Raw genomic sequence first — 18,901 nt, 5'->3', positions numbered from 1 at the left:
GCCTTTATAAAAGTTCCTAAATTCAAGTATATATTTATCATTTAAATAGTCTTGAGATATAATTCCTGCAATTCTTCAGCACTGAAGGCTTTCGAGGGTACATTCTGTACCAATTCTCCCTGACGCATAATGCCAATATTTGTGGCCACACTTGCTGCATTAAATATATCGTGTGTTGCCATTAAAATGGTACGTCCTTCTTTACCTAATTCACTAATTATTTCAGTGAATTCAGCTGTGGCAATAGGATCAAGCCCACTTGTGGGTTCATCGAGAAGAAGAACTTTTGCATCCTTCGCCAGAGCTATCGCTATCCCCACCTTTTGACGCATTCCCTTGGAATAACCTCCCAAAAGTTGATTGTGTGCTGCTTCCTGTAATCCTGTTCGTTGCAGCAATTCAGAAAGCTCATTCTTAGAGTAATTAAAACCTGCAATTTTAGAGAAAAAATCTAGATTCTCAATTCCTGTCAAATTGGGGTATAGCAATACGGTCTCAGGAATATAAGCAAGATGCTTTTTAATTTTCTGAGGTTCTTTTTTGACTGAAATATTATTAATAAAGGCGTCTCCTGATGTGGATTGAATTAAGCCTAAAAGTATGTTGATTGTTGTGCTTTTTCCGGCACCGTTCTGTCCGAGAAGTGCAAAGATCTCACCTTCCTGAATTTCAAGATTAAGGGACTTTAGTGCTGTAAAGTCGTTATATTTTTTATGAAGATTGATTGTTTTTAGCATAGTTTTCTGAATTTTTGTTGTGAAAGAATAATGAAGAGTGTTATTAAAATGAAGTAAGGTAAGAGCACCTGTAAAAGATTTGTTTTTTCAGCATCATTAAAAATTTCAACCGTTTGCTGGCTCCAATCAATGACATCAGCATTTTGCTCCGAGAAGATATATGGATAAAAAAACAGTCTTTGTTTTTCATGAAATGCGCGTAAGCTATCTGTATAATGAAGTTGATTTTCCATACCGGTTTTGGCAAGCTGACTTTGTACAAGCTGGGTGTGAATAGTAGGGAAGAGGTATCCCAAATATACCGAAGCGTCATTTCTGCTTTGCATTTTTATATGATATTGCTTAGATGATTTTTGCGATTCAACATCACCAAGATGTTGCATGGCATAATACCACACATAAGAGGAAGATACATTTTCGTCCACTTTATATTTGCTGAACTGAGGGTAGATGGAATAAAACTTCTGCATCGTTGGTGCCTTTGCTTCATCCCATTTGTTGTGGTAACCCTCCCTTTGTTCAATTTGTGCTTTCAGACCTTCATTGACAGGATATATTTTTTGGATCATCATATTTCCTGTCATTGGAATGATAAAATTCATTCCAATCCAAAAGATGATGAGAGTAAGTGCATTCGACGCAGATGATTTTTGGAAACCAATGATCCATCGGCAGAGTACGAACCAGAAAAGAATATAAAGCAATCCTGAAATAATAAAGATGATGAAAGGCATATCAACAGGAATTTTGATGAACACTGCCGCTATGATCAGCATTAAAAAATATAATGCAACAATCACAATACATCTTATCATAATTTTTGCATCAATCAGTTTCCGGAGATTAATGCTTTGAACGGAAAGCAGCTTCCATGTTCCTTTTTCCTGGTCTTCGGAAATGAGATTGAAACAAAATGCAATGATCACCAACGGAAATAAAAAGACAAGTACAAAAGTAAAGTCGAAATTTCCTACCGCTGCATTGGCAGGATTGAAAAAGTCAGAATTGTTCTTCTGTTCTTCCAAATTACGAATAGTGACACCCTGTATGGAAGGCTTTAAGTCTCTCAGTCCAATGTTTAGGGCAGAGAGTTTTGGCGTTTCATTGACAAGATTAAATTTTACGTAATAGAGAAGAAGGCCTAAATTATCGCTGTGTGCAGCTATATTTTTTTCGAGACTTTCTTTTTGATAACGGGCACTTTTGTTAATGATGTCCTCATTTTTATCCAGGAACTTTTTCCCAGTGTACATAGAACTGAGTCCGGCAAGAAATAATATGATTAAACATATAAGATAGGACTTGTTTCTGTAAAACTGTTTATATAAGTAATGGTTCATTATATTAATTTTAAATGTTTAGCACTCAGTTCTATCATCGCTACACAGATTAATAGCCAAAATAAGACGGCTGCAAGTGTGGTGATCTGCTGCCAGATACTTTCTTTTAAGCTGGTAAATTCATATTTGAAATCAGGAAACTGTTTCCATTCTTCGCTGCTGACGGTCGCTGGTTTTTCACCTTTCGAAGGTTGACTATTGCTGATATTTTCAATCTGTAAATCGTTCATGTTCTGAGCGAGCTTATAGCGGTATTCTTCAGCTTGTTTTTGAAAATTTTGGTAGGCATAATAATCAGTTCCTGCTGCAGTCATTGAAAGATTTTTGATGGCCGTGACCGGATTAATAAATCCTAAGATTTCACCAATTCTCTGTTGCTTTTTATATTGTATCTGAAGCTTTTCCAAATGGCTTTCATATATTTTTGAACTGATTTTTTCTCCTTCTTTCATCACGAGTCCACTATAATTGATAGGGAGTTCATCAGTAGTTTTCACATGGTATCTGGCAAGAAGCGAATCTTTGATGTGTTTAAAATGGGGATCATTAGGATTATGACTGTCACCGACCTTTAAAACATGTTTTTCCACTTGTGTTTCAAAAGCGATTCGTGAAGGTGTCGGATACAAATTTTGTGAAGCAAACTGAATTCCTTTTGGTAAGAAAATTACTAAAATCAGCCAACATCCAATAAGACTGATCAAAGATGCTGATGTGTTTTTGCTATTTGCTGAAATCAAGACCGTTAAAGTGCTAAAGAAAAAATAGTAGATCGTATACGCAGGAAGTATGAGTGCTAAACGCATTAGGATATCTGCTGCGGTGGTGGTTTCAGACAGCAAAGCTGCTAAAAAAACAACGGGTACAACAGGAATTAAAAATAATAAGGAAAATTGCCACAAACCAAGAATTTTCCCCCACAAAATATCTCGCGCTGATGCACCTTGAACATTGAGGATTTTTAATGTTGCATTTTCCCGTTCCTGAACAACAAGTCCGAAACCTAAAAAAATAATAATGATCGGAACAATAGTTTGTAGGATGAATGCACAGCTGAATGTTCCAAAACGCACCAGAACACCTGAACTGCCTGCTTCCGATAGATTGGCAGTATTTTGTTTATGGGCTTCAAGGAAAATTACATTTCCAAGGTAATCATCCAATCCCGTATCAAAGATGGTCAAGGGATGGCCTATCCTGAATATGAGATAACCGTAATGCGCCATTCGGTGTGGATGTTTATCGGGTCTGTGTTCCCAATTCTCTCTGGTTTCTTTTCTGTATTCTTTAATATCCGAAAAGTTTTCACTGTATTTTGTAAATCCAATTGCTATACTGAGAAAGCAGAAGAGAATGACCGCTATTGCAATCAGCAGGTTTCGTTTCTCTCTGAAGAGATCCTGCCTGGTTTTTCGTACGATGAGTTTAAGGTTTGAAAAATCCATAATTTAAAGTTTATAAGTTGCGGTAAATAAATAGCTTCGTGGAGCGCCAGGGAAAAGCCTTAGATAATTCTGTGCTCCCACCCAATATGTTGTATTGGTTATATTGTTGACGTTGAGAGCCAGCTGAAGTTTGGTTTGCGGAACGGAATAATAAAGGGCGGCATCCAAAGTGGTATATGCCGGAAGCTCAAAACTTCTGGTGTACCACGGGATTTTTTTACTTTGATATAAAATTCCTGCTCCGATCCCGAAGTCTTTTAATGCCTGGATTGCAGAAAAATTATATCTCGTCCATACATTAACAGAGTTCTTGGATGTGTTTTCCTTTGCCAAACCAACCAATGCAGGGTTGGAATCATCTACAACTTTCGCATCGATGTAGCTGTACCCGGCATAAAGATGCCATTGCGGAAGGATATATCCGGTCAGCTCGGTTTCAAAACCCCGGCTTCGGTCGGCTCCGCGCTGGATCAGCTGATCCGGTTCTGCAGGATTGTTGGCGTTGACCAGAATGTTTTTCTGATTGATCTCATAGATTGAAAAACTGGCATTAACCTTTCCGAAGAGTTTGGTTTTGACACCCAGTTCCTTCAGGTCAGAAATTAATGGTTTAAATAGCGAAGCAGAGACTGCCCCGGTAAATGATGCAGTTCCGGGCATTAGTGAAATGGTATTGGATTGTGGCTGATATCCTGTGAGAAAGGTTCCGTAGATATTGGTGTTTTCAGTGACGCTGTACGTTAAACCAATACGGTAAAGCAGCTGCTGATTGCTAAATGAATTTTCCTCCTGTTTTTTATAATTCGTTCTATCCTGAAACCATTCCTGTCTCAGTCCTGCTAATAGCCTAAACTTTTTCCAGGTGACCAAATGCTGCACATAGGCAGCATGGGTCGTGGTTAGAGCGGTTGGCAAGGGATTAATGACATTCAGTATGGAGTAATCATTTCCCTGATGGTTTAAAGCACCTGGGCTAAGATCAAATGGATTGACGTTGGGTTTTGGGATTGTAGCACCATTGTACATCATGGTCTGGTACAGTGCAACATTTGCAGGATTATATGATGCAGTGACGTTGCCGTCTTTCATAAGAAAACCTCTGGCGGCATCCTGCTTTCCACTGCTTTTTTTCTCCCACATATGGCTGTCATATCCCAATAAAGTCTGGTGTTTGAATACTCCTGTATTGTAGCTGAAATTGAAATAAGCGCTGATATTATCCACTTCCCAGTGCTGTACCCTTTCCAGATACTGCATCATCGCAAGGCTCGAAACAGGGTTGTTGCTGATATCGGGAGCAAAAGAATTAGTTGTTCTGGTTTCACGGGTGTCTTCATCCCAAAACTGTTTCATATAGGAGGCATTAAAGCTGATGTGGTCGTTGAAATGATGAGCAAAACTTCCCATTAAAGTAAGATCTTTTGTTTTGAAAAAATCTCCGGGGGCGCCAAGATTAAGGCTGATAGGAGTACTGTTGAGATCCGTTCTTCCTGCTGTCGCACCAAAAATTGGCTGTCCTCTGTCCAGGTTTCCGTTCATCTCATTGTAGATCATTTCGACATTGAGCGATGTCTTTTCATTGGGGATAAAAGAAAGGGACGGAACAATTAAAAACCCCTTATTACTTACATTATCCCGGAATGACTGGCCATCCTGATGCGCACCGTTGAAACGGTACAATAGGGTTTTGCTTTTATTTAACGGACCGGTAAGATCGGTGGTCAGGCGATACGTATCAAAGCTTCCACCCGATAAACTTACTTCATAACGGTCGTTAAGCAGTGGCTTTTTGGTCACCATATTGATCGTCCCTCCCGGATCCACACTCGACATCGTAATGCTTGCCGGCCCTTTGAAAACTTCTACCCGCTCGATGTGGGATGTCATCGGCTGCAAAAAATAATATTGTCTCGTACGCATTCCGTTAATGATCTGTCCTTCTTCGTTCTGGCTGATCCCACGTATGCTGTACTGATTGTAAAAACTTGCATTGGAAACACCAGCCACATTTTTGAGGACATCTCCCAATCTGAAGGCCTGTCTGTCATTGATCAGTTCTTTTGTAACGGTGTTCAAGGTGAGGGGTAGATCTTTATTTTTCATTGCGATCTTTGTAGCAGCAAATGAATAGTCGGAAACGTAATCCTGAGATCTCCTTCCGACGATCTCTACCGTCTGGATGGTTGCTGAAATCGAATCTTTTTCCGCCTCCTGTGCATTGAAGGCAAGGGGGAATAATAGAAAGCTTAAGCCCGCTAATGGATAAGGCTTAGTGGAAATATAATAGCTTATGTTCCACGAAATACAATAATTAAGTGACATAGAAAATAGGTAAACAGGTATGAGAAACCCTATTGGTTAATGATTAATCGCTTCCGTTGCTGTGAAAAATTCACGCAGTGGTAATTACAGATAGGAAAATCTGTAGTAGGAAATAGTCTCAGCTGAAATTATTCAGCGATAACTTATGAAAAATAGGGTGGAGCTCTCGACGAGAAATAATCGATCAGGCGACGGTATTCGACTGCCTTGGGATGCGGTATTACGCTATGATCTATATCTTGTAAAGCAAAATCTACATTCTGAATCTCAGGAAAGAGACATGAATTCATTTGCAGGTGTAGGGCACACTGGCATTGATCATCTTGTGAAAAATTAGCACTTTTCTCATCTTTGGAATTCTTTTTCTCAACATGTTCTGAGGTCAAGTGCTTTGCATGTTCCAGACACACCGAGATACCACTGACATTCGATAAGAATATTAGTAATAGGGAAAAGACAAAAAAATGTTTAACTATTTTTTGCATAAAAGATGGACAAATATAGTCAATATATTTGTTCGGAATTAATAAAGAATATTAAATTAAGTTGACGTTGGTAATAATATCAAGTGATGTCCTTCATTATGACATATCTTTCTTTAGTCTATTCAATCGTCCCTGGTAAGCTTGGAGGTAATTGCGTTTTAATTTTTCGCTAAGAAAAGAATGGTCAGTCAGTTGACCTATTTTTTCATGGCTGGATGTTAAATTACTGATAATCTTCATGATTGTTTTTTGAGGTATTTCTGCTTTTTCAGCTAAAAGGATAAACTGTTCCAAATCATTTCCTTTTGAAATGGATTTAGGCAGCAGTCCTTCTTTTAAGGCAAATTTAGAATCCTCGATATGAATTCTCGTGTTCAATAAATCATAAGCGGGGCTTAACTTATAATCTCCCTGCTGCGTTTCAATTATTGAGAAATTCTTCAAATGCGCATCACCATTTGAAAACAAGTAGTTGAAAAGAATAAGAGTGAACAGTTTTGGTGCTTCCACTTTCCAGGCCGGAATATACTTTTTCAAGCCTTCAAAAAGTTCGAAATAGCTCCCTTCATATTTATACTGTTCACCATGCGTTGGTGGAGATTTTTGCAGCAATGATGCAAAGTCCTCTACAGCTAACTTATTTTCCTTTTTGCTTTCGACTAGAGACGTATTGTCAAGTCTGTCGAAGCGTTTTGTAATGTATGCAGGACTACCGTCTGCAAAGAATATCAGTGCATTTTCAGCGACTTCCATTTTAAAAACCTGTTGTGCAATCTGCATCGTCAAATGTTCATTTGCAGGTGCATACTCTTTATTTTTTGGTAGGTCAGATATTGGTTTTAGAATATACTGCCCGTGTTCATCTTTATGAGTTAAACGAAGATTTTTTCCATCAAGAATTAAAGAATATTTTTCCTGAAATCCTGAAATTGAAATATGGGTTTGATTTTCATTGAAAATTTCCTTTTCCTCTGCACTGGTAGGAGAGAGGTAAGGTAAAATAGGACTTATTTTCTGCCCATTAAACATTTTTTTCAGAACGGGCTTGCTGTATGAAGAAAATCCTTCTTTCAAACTTCCCGGACAATTGGTGATCTTCAATTCCATGTTAGATTCTTTGTAGGGTTACTGCTCCGATAGTATCGATTTTAGAAGTATGCAGCAAAATTCCGAATTCATCATCTTTATCAATTCTGAAGGTTCTGCATACTAATCGTTTGTTAGCACCTTCGGGTAAAAGATGATAAAAAAAAGGAAATAATGTTTCTGAATAGAATTCAGCTTGAATTTTTGGTAATGTTAGGCTGATAGATGGTTTTAAGGGATCAGACAACCAATCTTCATGATACTTAAAATGAAAAGTACCATTATTATTTTGGGTTAGAACTCCGGCAACATCACCTTTATATAAAACTTGAGCCGCCCTCATTATTCAGTTTTTTTAATTTCAAGTTTGATTTCCATTCCTAATGCATCACAAATTTTTTGTATTGTTTCAAGCGTGGGATTCCCTTTTCCGCTTTCAAATTGTTTAAGCGTTCGAAGTCCCACACCGGAAACCTCTGACAAAGTTTCCTGCGTGACATCCAAAACTTTTCTACGCTCCTTAATCTGCTCAATCAATACCCATGGTGTCATATAATGCACTTTTATGCAAAGATAGAAGTATTTTCTAATATATTGAAATAAAAGTGCTCTTTAATGCACTAATCGAATGAAATTAGAAAATTAACATTAAAAAATTATATTAAAGTGTATTATAACGCACCTATTATATCAATTACTCGACGACGTACTATAAGTTAATAGTTATCGTTAGCTCATTTACTTGATTTATTAAAAAAAATACCGTAACTTCGTAATCAGAATTACATATATGATATTCTGATTACATCAAAAATCGTATGTAACCATCTGTAATATAATGAGTTATGGTTTATGTCTAAAGGTTTGGATTATTATTTCGCCACAATTGAATTTTATATTACAAGGATTATTTATCCCGTAATCAATGAAAGCGAACTGAACAATCTTATTTCTGTAATTAAGGGTCACAAAGGTTTAAAAAACCGCAGAAGAGACGTCTTAAAAAATTTCATAGTCGACAAATTTGTGAAAGAAAAATTTTTAGGAACTCCGAATCTATATTGGTTCAGCACTGATACGGATGTTTTTGAAATATATTCTGCGGTCTCAAGATTTTCGTTTTTCAGTTACCAAACTTCATTATATATCCATTCATTAGCGGAAAAACTTTCGTATGATATCTTCATGGTTCAAGAAAGAAAACAATCTGATCCTCAATCAGGTAATTCCCTAACACAGCATTCAATAGATGAATCATTTAATAAAGATCCAAGATTAGCAACCAATAAGAGAATATTAAAAGGTCATCAAATCAATATCATTAACGGCCAGTTTCAAGATAATATAGGAGTCATTAGATCTAAAAAATATTTGATAGCTGATATAGAAAGGACATTAATTGATTGTGTTGTCCGTCCGTTTTATGCAGGAGGATCGGAAGGAGTTCTAAAAGCCTTCACATTAGCTAAAGGAAGAGTTAATACAGAAACTTTATATGAATACTATTCAAAAATGAATTTTATTTATCCTTATCATCAGGCAATCGGTTTTTACTTGGAAAAATCGGGATACGATGAGAGTCAATTTGAACCATTCTTAAACTATGAGCAAGAATTTGATTTCTATTTGGATTATAATATGAAGAATAAATCATACGATAAAAAGTGGCGGGTCTATTTCCAGTCTGGAAAAACATAAATTAGATGACAATATTTAGAGCAAATAAAAATGATCATCCTCGTGATAATACTGAGCTCTGCCTCGTCCAAAGGTTCCTGCCAAACTTTTTTAATTGCAACATTATAAATTCTTAACAATGCTCTCAGGCTTGGATATGTTTTGAATTCTGATAAAATTTAGTGACGGCAATATTGAACTCAGTGAAATTGTAAATTCCGTAGAGATAACTTTGAACATTGATCTGGGTAACTTCCATGAATGATATCTGAAATAAAGAATCTCAAAAATGGAAAAAGAAAATTTCTTCATTTATCTACTGAAATCTCAATAGAAATTTAGAAGAAGAATGAATTTGTATCGAGGTATTTCTTTTATGTAAATTTTGTATTATGAATAAAATTATTCGGTAATGCTAAAAACTAACGAAAGATTCTCATTATGCTTTAAAGCCTTGTTATAACCAATATACCAAGTATTACGAATATTGACAGAGCAGAATTTATTTGATATCCTTGGTGAGAAATTAATAGAAAATGTCCTGAACAGTATTGATGGAGATGAACTGCTCGATAATCAGAATATCTTATGAGATCAGTTCAAGGCCATTACGGCCTATAGATCTGACAAAAAATTACCATATTACACCATTAACAATAAGCTGTATTAAAATAGTAAGGCGTACATCTATTAATTATGGATAGTTTTACTGGTGTTAGAAGAAGATCAATTCTCTAGTTAAAATTTTATGATGTAAAGTATTTGAAAAATTTTTTTCTCACATTATTTTACTATGGATGTATAAGCTTCGCCCTCAACGCGTCGTAGCCTTATTAGAGTAACTTCAACAAATGATTTTTTCTCATTTCATGAAAATCTCTGTTATTTTTGATCATATCTTAAGAGATACTGTTGATGACAAAAGGTCATTAAATTTTTTATGAAATTTTTCACATTGACAATCAATAATTCTAACCTTTTGGTAAGTGGTTGACTTTTAGGTGGGTACTTGTGTAAAGGTGTGTGTGTGCTTAGCTTTGTATAAGTATTAATCTAATAAAATAAATAGAATATGAAAATTTTAGTATTTGGAGCTACAGGTTCACAACAATTTAACATCATAGGAGAAGCAAAGAAAAAAGGAGCAGAAGTAATTGCTGCAACAAGTTCGGAAAAAAGTTTTGAAAAGTTAGCGCAGGCGGGAGCAACGCCTGTTTTGGCAAATTTAGCTGATGCCGATAAAATGGTAGAAATTACTAAGGGAATAGATGCAATTGCCTTTATGATTCCTGTATCGCTGCCTAATCCTTTTGATGGTTTGCAATATGCTAAAAATGTCATCGATGCAGCTAAAGCCAATGGAGTTAAGAAAATCGTGTGGAATACAAGCGGTTGGGTAGAATCTCAAAAAATTGGTTCTCCTGTAGATGATGTGAAATTGGATGTTCAGGAGTATTTGAAAAATAGCGGTGTAGATTACGTGATCATCGAACCAACAATTTATATGGAAAATATGATGGGCGCTTTCTGTGCACCTTTTATTACCAATGAGAAAAAATTGGCTTATCCTACACCGGAGGCAATGCCGATTGGATGGATTGCATCGAAAGATGTGAGTGCTTTTGTGGTTGAAGCTATTTACAATGATGATTTAAAGGGAGATGCTTTCAAAATAAGTGGTTTGGAAAATTTGAAAGGGAACGATTTAGCATCACAGTTTTCTAAAGGTGTAGATGAAGAAATAGTTTATTATCCTCAGAAACCTCAGGAATTTGGTGATATATTAAAACCATTTGTTGGAGAGGCGGGAGCAACAAGCGTTGCCGCTTATTATGAAAATCTTCAACAGGCCACTGAATATCCCACAAAATTCAATCCTAAAATGAGTGAAATCATAGAAAAACTTCCTGTAAAAATGACTTCTTTGGCAGAGTGGGCAAAAGACAACAAAGATTATTTTATTAAATAAATATATAATATATGGGAGCTAAAGAAGTTGTAGCAGCCTATTTTGAAGCATTGGCCAATGGGGAAATGGAAAAAGCATTTATCAACTTTACACCTGAAACAAAGTGGTATCAGCCGGGAAATAATAAATTTTCCGGTTTGAAAAATAATCTTGGTGAGATTTTTCAGATGCTTGAAGGCATTATGAATGACACATCGGGAAATATGGTTGTGAAACCAACAGGACCAATGCTGGAAAGCGGTGATTTGATATCGGTCCCCGTTTGGTTTACTGCCAAAAAAGAAGCTAATATGATGGATTTGGGAGGAATGGATCTGTTTCAAGTCAGAGGTGGAAAGATTGTTCACGTTTGGACATTTTCAGATGACCAATCGATAGATGACGAGTTTTTTGGAAATTAAAAAATACTTTAGTCAATAGAGATCAAAAACTTTAAAAACAAAATAATATGACAGCAATAGAAGTTGTAACGGCTTACTCAGTAGCCCTTTCACAAGGAGACATTCCTACCGCATTTTCACATTTCAGTCCAGATGCAAAATGGCACCAACCAGGAAACCATCAGTTTGCTGGAACTAAAGAAGGCCTTGATGCAATTGGCAAAATGTTGGGAGATATGATGAATGTAACAGAAGGTACATTGGTTATAGAACCTACAGGCGCTTTGATGGCTAACGGAAATTTAATTTCATTTCCAACTCATTTTACGGGGAAAATTGGCGATAGAACAATTGATATGACTGGTGTCGATTTGTTTGAAGTTGTAGACGAAAAAATAGTGCAAGTTTGGTTATTTTCCGAAGATCAAGTTGTCGAGGATGAGTTTTGGGGAAATTAATATCCTTCAATTGTTAAACGAGAACGGTTGGTTTTAAGCTATACCGTTCTTTTTTATTATTAATTTTGATGATACATTTTCTTCCCATTCTGCACCACTAATATCAAGTAATTCTAAGGTGTACTTTCCTTTTAAGGTTTTGAAAATATTGTCTTTGAAATTTAATGAAGCTCTACCCCGAAGGCAGTATCTAGCTATATTTGGAAGGTTTTAGCTTAACTACATGATCATTTTTTAGTTGTACCGACGTTAATGCTGAAAGATGCGTTTGTGTTTGCTCAAAACAGTATTTCCATCTTCTAGAATTAATTTTATCCCTATTAAAAATGAAGTACGAACTTCGGCTCCTTCATCTCTGATAACAATAAAACTTCAAGTTTTATTCTGAATTTTTATATTATTAATACTTAAGATAGGCGAACGCAAAGGTTGTTCAGAGTAATACCTTTGAAAAGATTGTTAATCAGAAATGAGATTTACTCTTAATGTGTAATAGAACTTAAGAGATTTCACATTAGTTATCAAAATGGTATGTTATCATAAACATTTGGTAGAAAAAAAATTTTACGGGTAGCGTAAATTTGTATCATAAAATTTTTATTAAAATTAAATTTATGAAATCAAATATCAAAGCCGTTTGGCAAGGAAGTTTCAAACAAGGAAAAGGACAATTTACAACTGAAAACTCAAAATTAAAAAACACCTCATTCAAGCCATCTTATGCAAAAAATGATGGCAGTTTCACCAATCCGGAAGAATTGTTGGCTTCTGCTCACGCTTCATGCTTTACAATGACATTAAGTTATATTTTAGGAGAAAACGGATTTTCTGCCGACCAACTTGAAACAACCGTTTCACTCATAATCAACAACAATGTAATCACGAATTCCAACTTATTGTTACAAGCTAAAATCCCTGGTATAACGGAAGAACAATTTCAAAATTTTGCACTAAAAGCCAAAGAAATGTGCCCTGTTGGAAATGCATTGAAATGTGAGAGTAGTTTAGAGGTAGAATTAATACAATAAAAAAGGTTTTTAAAATGTTTTAGTAGGATAAAGTGGAAAGAAAATCATGACTTTTTATTTATTAATTCTATTAGAAATATTACGAATACATTTATTCCTAAAAATAACGTGATGTAGATAACCGAATCTTTGTTGTGACATAAGGTCATATTTACTAAAAAGCATCCATTTTGGATGCTTTTTAGTAAATATAAATTAGCTTGAATTATCAAAATGACAGATTTTTGTTAAATTTTGGTAGAAAGGTTCGATGTGTAAAATTCTATTTTTGCAGCATTAATTTCAAAAAAAGAAGGATGCTGTCACTAACTCATTTACAGCAGGAAATATTATTCTTTTTTAATTGACATGCATGATACAAAAATATACATCAAATAAAATTTATTATCAAAGTACAATAGCATTAGCAGGACCTGTAGTCATATCACAGCTGGGTCACACTTTGGTGCAGACCGTTGATACCATTATTATTGGTCATTTTGCAGGAACTACTTCATTGGCCGCAGTTTCTTTAGTGCATTCAGTTTTTATGGTTGTGTTGGTCATAGGGTTAGGTATAGCATACGGATTAACACCTCTTATTGCACAAGAAAATGGAAAACTAAATTACGTGAATTGTGCAAAACTCCTTTCTAACAGCTTATGGCTAAACATTGCATCAGCAATTCTTCTCTTTATATTGGTTTACTTTGGTTCAGCATATGCGATGCAACATGCAGGGCAGGATCCGGAAGTTGTTAAAACGGCCCAGCCCTATCTTTTAATTTTAAGTTTGTCAATTTTACCTTTAATGATTTTTCAAACTTTCAAGCAATTCGCTGAAGGATTGGGGTTTACTAAACAGGCTATGAAGATAACCATTTGGGGAAATGTACTCAATATTATTTTAGCAGTTATTTTGGTTAAAGGAATGTTTGGAATCGCTCCAATGGGTGTAAAAGGGGTTGGGATTGCTACGTTGATCGACCGATTTTTAATGATGGTTATAATGGCATGGTATGTTCTTCGATCACCTTATTTTAAAATGTATTTGCAGAATTTTTCCTTAAAGTTTATAGACTTTTCGAAAATAGTCGATGTTGTGAAAATAGGATTGCCAGTTGCCATGCAGTACGTTTTTGAAATAGGTGCATTTGCTGTCGCCGCATTGATGGCTGGTCAATTGGGCTCTACCGAACAGGCAGCCCACCAAACCGCCATCACATTAGTTGCAATGACCTATATGATGGCAAGTGGTATCGCATCATCAGCAACTATAAAAGTTGGTCATAGTTTAGGAAAGCAGAATTTTAATAGACTGCAGAATTTTGCTAAAGCCTCTTATCACTTGGTCGTTGTTTTCATGCTTTTCTTCGCAGTTATCTTTATGGTTTTTAATAAATATCTGCCGTACCTGATAACAGGCGATGCTGAAGTTTTGGTGATCGCATCACAGCTGTTGATCATTGCAGGAATATTCCAAATTTTTGACGGTACACAGGTTGTCGGTTTAGGAAGTCTTAGAGGAGTGGGAGATGTTAATATCCCAACATTAATAACATTCATTTCTTATTGGCTGATAGGTCTGCCAGTAAGTTACTTATTAGGAGTCTTTTTACATTTTGGTATTAACGGAATCTGGTATGGGCTGACCGTGGGTCTATTAGCATCATCTGTATTATTGTATTTCAGGTTTAAGCATGTGAGTTATAGTATTATGTCGAATTGATCTATCAGAAAATGTTCGTTTAAAAATCTTAAAATGTAACAAAAAGGAGCAAAAGTGTAATTTTTGAAAGGGATTGCAGAATTAAATTTGCACAGGCGTAAAGATAGCTTAGCCGGCATAATCTATCTCGCCTAAACAATATAATTTTAATTTTTTAAAAAAATCAGATGAGGCTCATGCAAATTTCACTGTTTTCAGTATTTTTTCTATTATCACTTAATGTGAAAGCACAAAACAAATCAAAAGAAAATTTTAATTTCCCTAAAGACAGAAAGACCAACATTGCGGTATTGGTTTATGACGGTGTCGAAATCGTAGATACGGGCGGACCAATGGATGTCTTTATTAAAGCCAATAACTGGAATGGCAATTACAATATTTATACGGTCTCGGCTTCGGCAGATAAAAATACTCTGATGGATGGCGGTACCTTTAATATGCTTTCTAAATATAGTATAAACGACGCTCCACAAGCGGATATTTTGATTATTCCAGGGACATCACCAGAGATTGTACATAAGGTTTCATCGGACAAGAAAATGATGAACTGGATTGTAAAACAAAATGAAAAGACAGTGATGACAATGTCTGTCTGCACCGGGGGATTAATTCTAGCAAATACAGGACTTTTGGATGGTCGCTCAGCTACCACTCATCACTGGTCTCTCGATGAGCTGAGGTCCCATCCTAAAATCAAAGTGCAGGAAACAACACGTTTTGTTGTCGATGGTAAATTTTTAACAGGTGCAGGTGTGACTTCAGGAATAGACGTTGCTCTTCAGGCTGTTGAAATTATCCACGGCAAAGAGGTGGCAGACGATTTGGCTTTGGGAATGGTCTATGACCGCTACAATACAATGGAATTTTTACCTAAAAAGTAAATGTCAATAAACTGAAACTGCTGACCGATTTATTTTGGTCAGCAGTTTTTTTATTCAGAAGATTGTTTTCTTTGAAATTCTTTCGGAGTCTCACCAGTATGCTTCTTGAAGAAATGATTAAAATAACTGTCCGTCTCAAAACCAAGTTCATAAGCAACTTCTTTTACTGACATCTTTGACCAGAACAAAAGTCTTTTAGCTTCAAGCAACAGATTCTGGTCAATAAGTTGTTTAGGAGTTTTAAATGTGCATCTTCTGATATTCTTATTAAGCATTGCTGTTGTTATATTAAGCTCATTTGCATAAAAGTTGACATGATGCTGCTTGCGGTAATTTTTATTAAGCAATTTTTTAAAATTAGGATAAATTCCATAATCCTCGTCATTTGCTGATACAATACTATCTGAAATCGCTAAGCATTGAATGATCAAAACATTTAATAAAGCTTTGATAAGTTTCTCATTAGGAAATTCTTTCTTAATTTCTTTTGACTCAATCTCTATGATTTCATCCAATTCTTTAAGTTGTGTAGTTGAAATTGGGAGGAATGATTTTGAAAACAGATAGCTCACTTTCTCCAAAAAATAATCCGTTTCACTAGAAATAAAATTTGTTGAAAATGCAATTGATATCATTTTGCAGGAACCCATCTCCGGATGCGTATGTACCTGATCAATATCAAGCATCAAAATTGCCGGAGCGGAGACAGATTTGTTATCGAAGTCAGAATAATGATCTATTGTTCCCTCGTACAAAAAGCTGAGTATATAAAAATTATGACTGTGCGCATCAGCATTGAAATCCATAAATTCCTCCAGTTCCTGTTGCTCAAGAAATATAAAGTTGTTTTCAATGTTGATATTATATTTTGGTATGATATTGTCCATTAATTAATCGAGATCTTATTTCAATTATAAAAAATACAATACTTGAGATTTATTAATCCTTACTATTATTTTTGTTCAGCTTGTATGTAATTCGGTCTAGATCAAGCAGTAAACTTTCAAAATGTTCTCTGTTGAGTCCTGTTGTTGCTTTCATCAGTTTTGAAATATCATTTCTTAATTTTAAAAGATGTTGTTTTCCGTACAATGCAATATCGCTGCGTTGTGCGGTACTTAAAGCTTTACCGTCTTGTATATCTTTAGGTAATAGAAGTCTGCTTAATTTTTCAATGTAACTACGCTGTAAACCCCTTCTGTAAAAATCGAGTTTTTCGCTTCCACTAAAGCTCACCCATACGGTTTGCTGAACATCATTTAAAAATTCCGGAACCGTGTAAGCGCCTTCAAACTGCATGGCTTTCAGGCTTATATTGTAGAGCATACCAGAACTCAACAGTATGTTTAACATCTGATTTTGCTGGTCTGAAATTTCTTCTTCCGTTTTTAAAGGGATTAACTCGCCAATTTCCTGCGGATACATCCAGAGTGGTGCTATAAACAATTGTCTACCCATATAATCAATTGCAGCTTTTACTTTTGCCTTTGGAACAGGTTGGTAGACTACACCTTTTTCGTCTGCTGTTCTTTTGGTTACGTAGTTGCTGCCAATATATTTCAGCACGTGATACAGATACAAACCATATTGTTTGACAACCGCTTTATGCATATCTGATAAATTATCATAGGCATCATTGAGTTCATACGTCCATTCAATTAAGTTAGGAACGACTCGCTTTAAATTTTTAATTCCGTAATCACTTGCCAATACGGCATCATCGCCCAAGTCTTCTGTCTGACTGCGTGGGTCTTCATCTTTTCCTTCACCTCCAAACCATATTTTAGGATTGGCGGTCAAACTATCTGTGGTCATTTTACTGAGGATATCTTCTTCTTCAAATTCATCTTTAGTCTTTGGAAAATAACGGTAACCCCAATTTACGGCCCATTTATCGTAAATTCCGATACGGGGAAAAATTCCTTTTGAACCAATGTTATCTTCTGGTTGTGCCACATAATTAAGTCGTGCATAATCCATTATAGAAACAGTGTGACCATTGGTTTCTACCCATTTTTTATCCCGAAGTTTTTCTATCGAAGTAGCGCTGCTGGCTCCCATATTGTGGCGTAAACCAATGGTATGACCAATTTCGTGGGAAGAAACAATACGGATCAATTGACCCATCACCTCATCGTCCAGATGCATTTTTCTGGCTCTGGGATCTAAAGGACCTACCTGAATCATGTACCATTTTTGAACTAATTTCATCACGTTATGATACCATCCAACGTGACTTTCGATAATCTCTCCACTTCGTGGGTCGCTCACCCGAGGTCCGTAAGCATTAGGTGTTTCTGATGCATAATATCTAACTACAGAATATCTTGCATCTTCCAGACTCATCGTTTTATCATCTTCAGGCCATTCTTTTCCCACAATGGCATTTTTAAAACCCGCTGCTTCAAAAGCTTTCTGCCAGTCGTTGATTCCCGCAATTAAATACGGTCTCCATTTTTTTGGCGTTGCCGGGTCGATGTAATAAACTATCTGTTTTTTAGGTTCAACCAATTGGCCCTTTAGATATTTCTTAATGTCTTCATCTTTGGGTTCCAGTCGGTATCGCTGGATGATATGTTTCGTCTGTGCACGCTGTCCATCATCATCAAACAAGACATATTTATTAGCAAAAAAACCTACTCTTTCATCAGCAAATCGCTTTCGCATCGGTGTTTTTGGAAGCAGTACGATTGAGGTGTTCAATCGTAAAGTTGTACTTCCGCTGCTTGATGTAGAATTGGTATACGTTTTTGTTGTTTTGATTTCAACATTAATAGGATAGACATCCACTGTTTCAATAAAAGATTTATCATCTGCAAGAGAGGTCAGTTTTCTTTCCGTTTTCTCTTTAGTCTCGAGGGAAAACATCGCATTGTCTTTTTTGAAGGCGTCTGTTACTTCAATAACAATATCTCTTGTAACAGGATTGATTGTTTTGATAGGAAAAGCTGTTACTATAGGATTTTCATTGCTGCCTGCTAATGCTTTTGCGAGCATCGATTCCGGATTGCGGACATCTTGTTTGTATTGTAACGATCTTAGAAAAACGGTGTTATTGCCTCCTTTTTCAAAATATATTGTCTGCTCGTTGGCTTTTTCACCACCAAAAATTCCCATTCCTTCAGGAGTTGAAAGATATCTGGTAACCACAATCATATAGCGATTAAATAAACTGTCCGGAATTTGAAAATAATACTTATTATCCACCTCGTCAACTGTAAATAAACCTGATTTACTTACAGCACTTTTTTTAATGATCTTATCATAGGGCTGTAAACCTTTCTGAGGCATGGTGGTGCTGTCTGCTTTTTTTTCTGGCTGAGTTTGGGCAAAATTATGTTGATTGATGAACAACATAATTAATAATATCAAAAATTTCTTCATT

Annotated in this window: 17 protein-coding genes; 8 read left to right on the top strand and 9 right to left on the bottom strand. The window is 35.8% G+C overall.

Annotation, left to right across the window (positions count from 1 at the left end; translation table 11 throughout):
* Nucleotides 1-41: 41 nt before the first annotated feature.
* The 4 genes from B5X64_RS18780 to B5X64_RS18765 are packed head-to-tail and all read right to left on the bottom strand — an operon-like array spanning nucleotide 42 to nucleotide 5,844.
* Nucleotides 42-737 carry an ABC transporter ATP-binding protein gene (locus B5X64_RS18780; protein ID WP_079466697.1) on the bottom strand — a complete coding sequence of 232 codons (696 nt, stop codon included), beginning with the start codon at nucleotides 735-737 and terminating at the stop codon, nucleotides 42-44.
* On the bottom strand, nucleotides 731-2,077 hold the full coding sequence (locus B5X64_RS18775) for a DUF3526 domain-containing protein (RefSeq protein WP_079466695.1): 1,347 nt from the start codon (nucleotides 2,075-2,077) through the stop codon (nucleotides 731-733). The genes B5X64_RS18780 and B5X64_RS18775 overlap by 7 nt, the downstream gene beginning before the upstream one ends.
* Entirely contained in the window at nucleotides 2,077-3,522 is a 1,446-nt protein-coding gene (locus B5X64_RS18770) for an ABC transporter permease (protein WP_079466694.1), read from the bottom strand. The genes B5X64_RS18775 and B5X64_RS18770 overlap by 1 nt, the downstream gene beginning before the upstream one ends.
* 3 nt (nucleotides 3,523-3,525) lie before the next feature.
* Nucleotides 3,526-5,844, bottom strand: a complete 2,319-nt coding sequence (locus B5X64_RS18765; RefSeq protein ID WP_079466692.1) for a TonB-dependent siderophore receptor — start codon at nucleotides 5,842-5,844, stop codon at nucleotides 3,526-3,528.
* Nucleotides 5,845-6,001: 157 nt separating this feature from the next.
* On the opposite strand from B5X64_RS18765, the gene B5X64_RS22665 reads away from it, so the two are divergent.
* The gene (locus B5X64_RS22665) at nucleotides 6,002-6,181 is read left to right on the top strand and encodes a hypothetical protein (protein WP_139377615.1); all 180 of its coding nucleotides are present in this window, start codon (nucleotides 6,002-6,004) and stop codon (nucleotides 6,179-6,181) included.
* A 244-nt stretch (nucleotides 6,182-6,425) separates the two neighbouring features.
* Here the strand turns inward: B5X64_RS22665 and B5X64_RS18755 are convergent, their stop codons facing one another.
* The 3 genes from B5X64_RS18755 to B5X64_RS18745 are packed head-to-tail and all read right to left on the bottom strand — an operon-like array spanning nucleotide 6,426 to nucleotide 7,967.
* Complete coding sequence (locus B5X64_RS18755) at nucleotides 6,426-7,436, bottom strand: type II toxin-antitoxin system HipA family toxin (protein WP_164463391.1); 1,011 nt, start codon at nucleotides 7,434-7,436, stop codon at nucleotides 6,426-6,428.
* Between the two features lies 1 nt (nucleotide 7,437).
* A complete protein-coding gene (locus B5X64_RS18750; protein WP_079466690.1) occupies nucleotides 7,438-7,758 on the bottom strand; it encodes a HipA N-terminal domain-containing protein in 321 nt (106 codons plus the stop codon).
* Entirely contained in the window at nucleotides 7,758-7,967 is a 210-nt protein-coding gene (locus tag B5X64_RS18745; RefSeq protein ID WP_079466689.1) for a helix-turn-helix domain-containing protein, read from the bottom strand. Before B5X64_RS18745 ends, B5X64_RS18750 begins: the two co-directional genes overlap by 1 nt.
* 300 nt (nucleotides 7,968-8,267) lie before the next feature.
* Here B5X64_RS18745 and B5X64_RS18740 point away from each other — a divergent pair, with 300 nt between their 5' ends.
* The 7 genes from B5X64_RS18740 (at nucleotide 8,268) to B5X64_RS18710 (ending at nucleotide 15,516) form a co-directional block, all read left to right on the top strand.
* Nucleotides 8,268-9,113: a hypothetical protein gene (locus tag B5X64_RS18740; protein ID WP_079466688.1), complete on the top strand. Its 846-nt coding sequence runs from the start codon at nucleotides 8,268-8,270 to the stop codon at nucleotides 9,111-9,113.
* A gap of 1,051 nt (nucleotides 9,114-10,164) precedes the next feature.
* Nucleotides 10,165-11,061, top strand: a complete 897-nt coding sequence (locus tag B5X64_RS18735; protein WP_079466687.1) for an SDR family oxidoreductase — start codon at nucleotides 10,165-10,167, stop codon at nucleotides 11,059-11,061.
* Nucleotides 11,062-11,072: 11 nt separating this feature from the next.
* Nucleotides 11,073-11,462 (top strand): nuclear transport factor 2 family protein, encoded by a 390-nt coding sequence (locus B5X64_RS18730; protein WP_079466686.1) that lies wholly within the window; start codon nucleotides 11,073-11,075, stop codon nucleotides 11,460-11,462.
* A 47-nt stretch (nucleotides 11,463-11,509) separates the two neighbouring features.
* Nucleotides 11,510-11,899 carry a nuclear transport factor 2 family protein gene (locus tag B5X64_RS18725; RefSeq protein ID WP_079466685.1) on the top strand — a complete coding sequence of 130 codons (390 nt, stop codon included), beginning with the start codon at nucleotides 11,510-11,512 and terminating at the stop codon, nucleotides 11,897-11,899.
* 614 nt (nucleotides 11,900-12,513) lie between these two features.
* Entirely contained in the window at nucleotides 12,514-12,927 is a 414-nt protein-coding gene (locus tag B5X64_RS18720) for an OsmC family peroxiredoxin (RefSeq protein ID WP_079466684.1), read from the top strand.
* Between the two features lie 352 nt (nucleotides 12,928-13,279).
* The gene (locus B5X64_RS18715) at nucleotides 13,280-14,635 is read left to right on the top strand and encodes an MATE family efflux transporter (protein WP_079466683.1); all 1,356 of its coding nucleotides are present in this window, start codon (nucleotides 13,280-13,282) and stop codon (nucleotides 14,633-14,635) included.
* Nucleotides 14,636-14,811: 176 nt separating this feature from the next.
* Nucleotides 14,812-15,516 (top strand): DJ-1/PfpI family protein, encoded by a 705-nt coding sequence (locus B5X64_RS18710; RefSeq protein WP_164463392.1) that lies wholly within the window; start codon nucleotides 14,812-14,814, stop codon nucleotides 15,514-15,516.
* Nucleotides 15,517-15,566: 50 nt separating this feature from the next.
* Here the strand turns inward: B5X64_RS18710 and B5X64_RS18705 are convergent, their stop codons facing one another.
* The gene (locus tag B5X64_RS18705) at nucleotides 15,567-16,403 is read right to left on the bottom strand and encodes a helix-turn-helix domain-containing protein (RefSeq protein WP_079466681.1); all 837 of its coding nucleotides are present in this window, start codon (nucleotides 16,401-16,403) and stop codon (nucleotides 15,567-15,569) included.
* A gap of 52 nt (nucleotides 16,404-16,455) precedes the next feature.
* Nucleotides 16,456-18,900 carry a zinc-dependent metalloprotease gene (locus B5X64_RS18700; protein WP_079466680.1) on the bottom strand — a complete coding sequence of 815 codons (2,445 nt, stop codon included), beginning with the start codon at nucleotides 18,898-18,900 and terminating at the stop codon, nucleotides 16,456-16,458.
* Nucleotide 18,901: the final 1 nt, after the last annotated feature.

Source organism: Chryseobacterium balustinum (assembly GCF_900168205.1).
In the GTDB taxonomy this organism is placed as follows: Bacteria; Bacteroidota; Bacteroidia; order Flavobacteriales; family Weeksellaceae; genus Chryseobacterium; species Chryseobacterium balustinum.
This window is presented reverse-complemented; position numbering and strand designations above follow the sequence as displayed.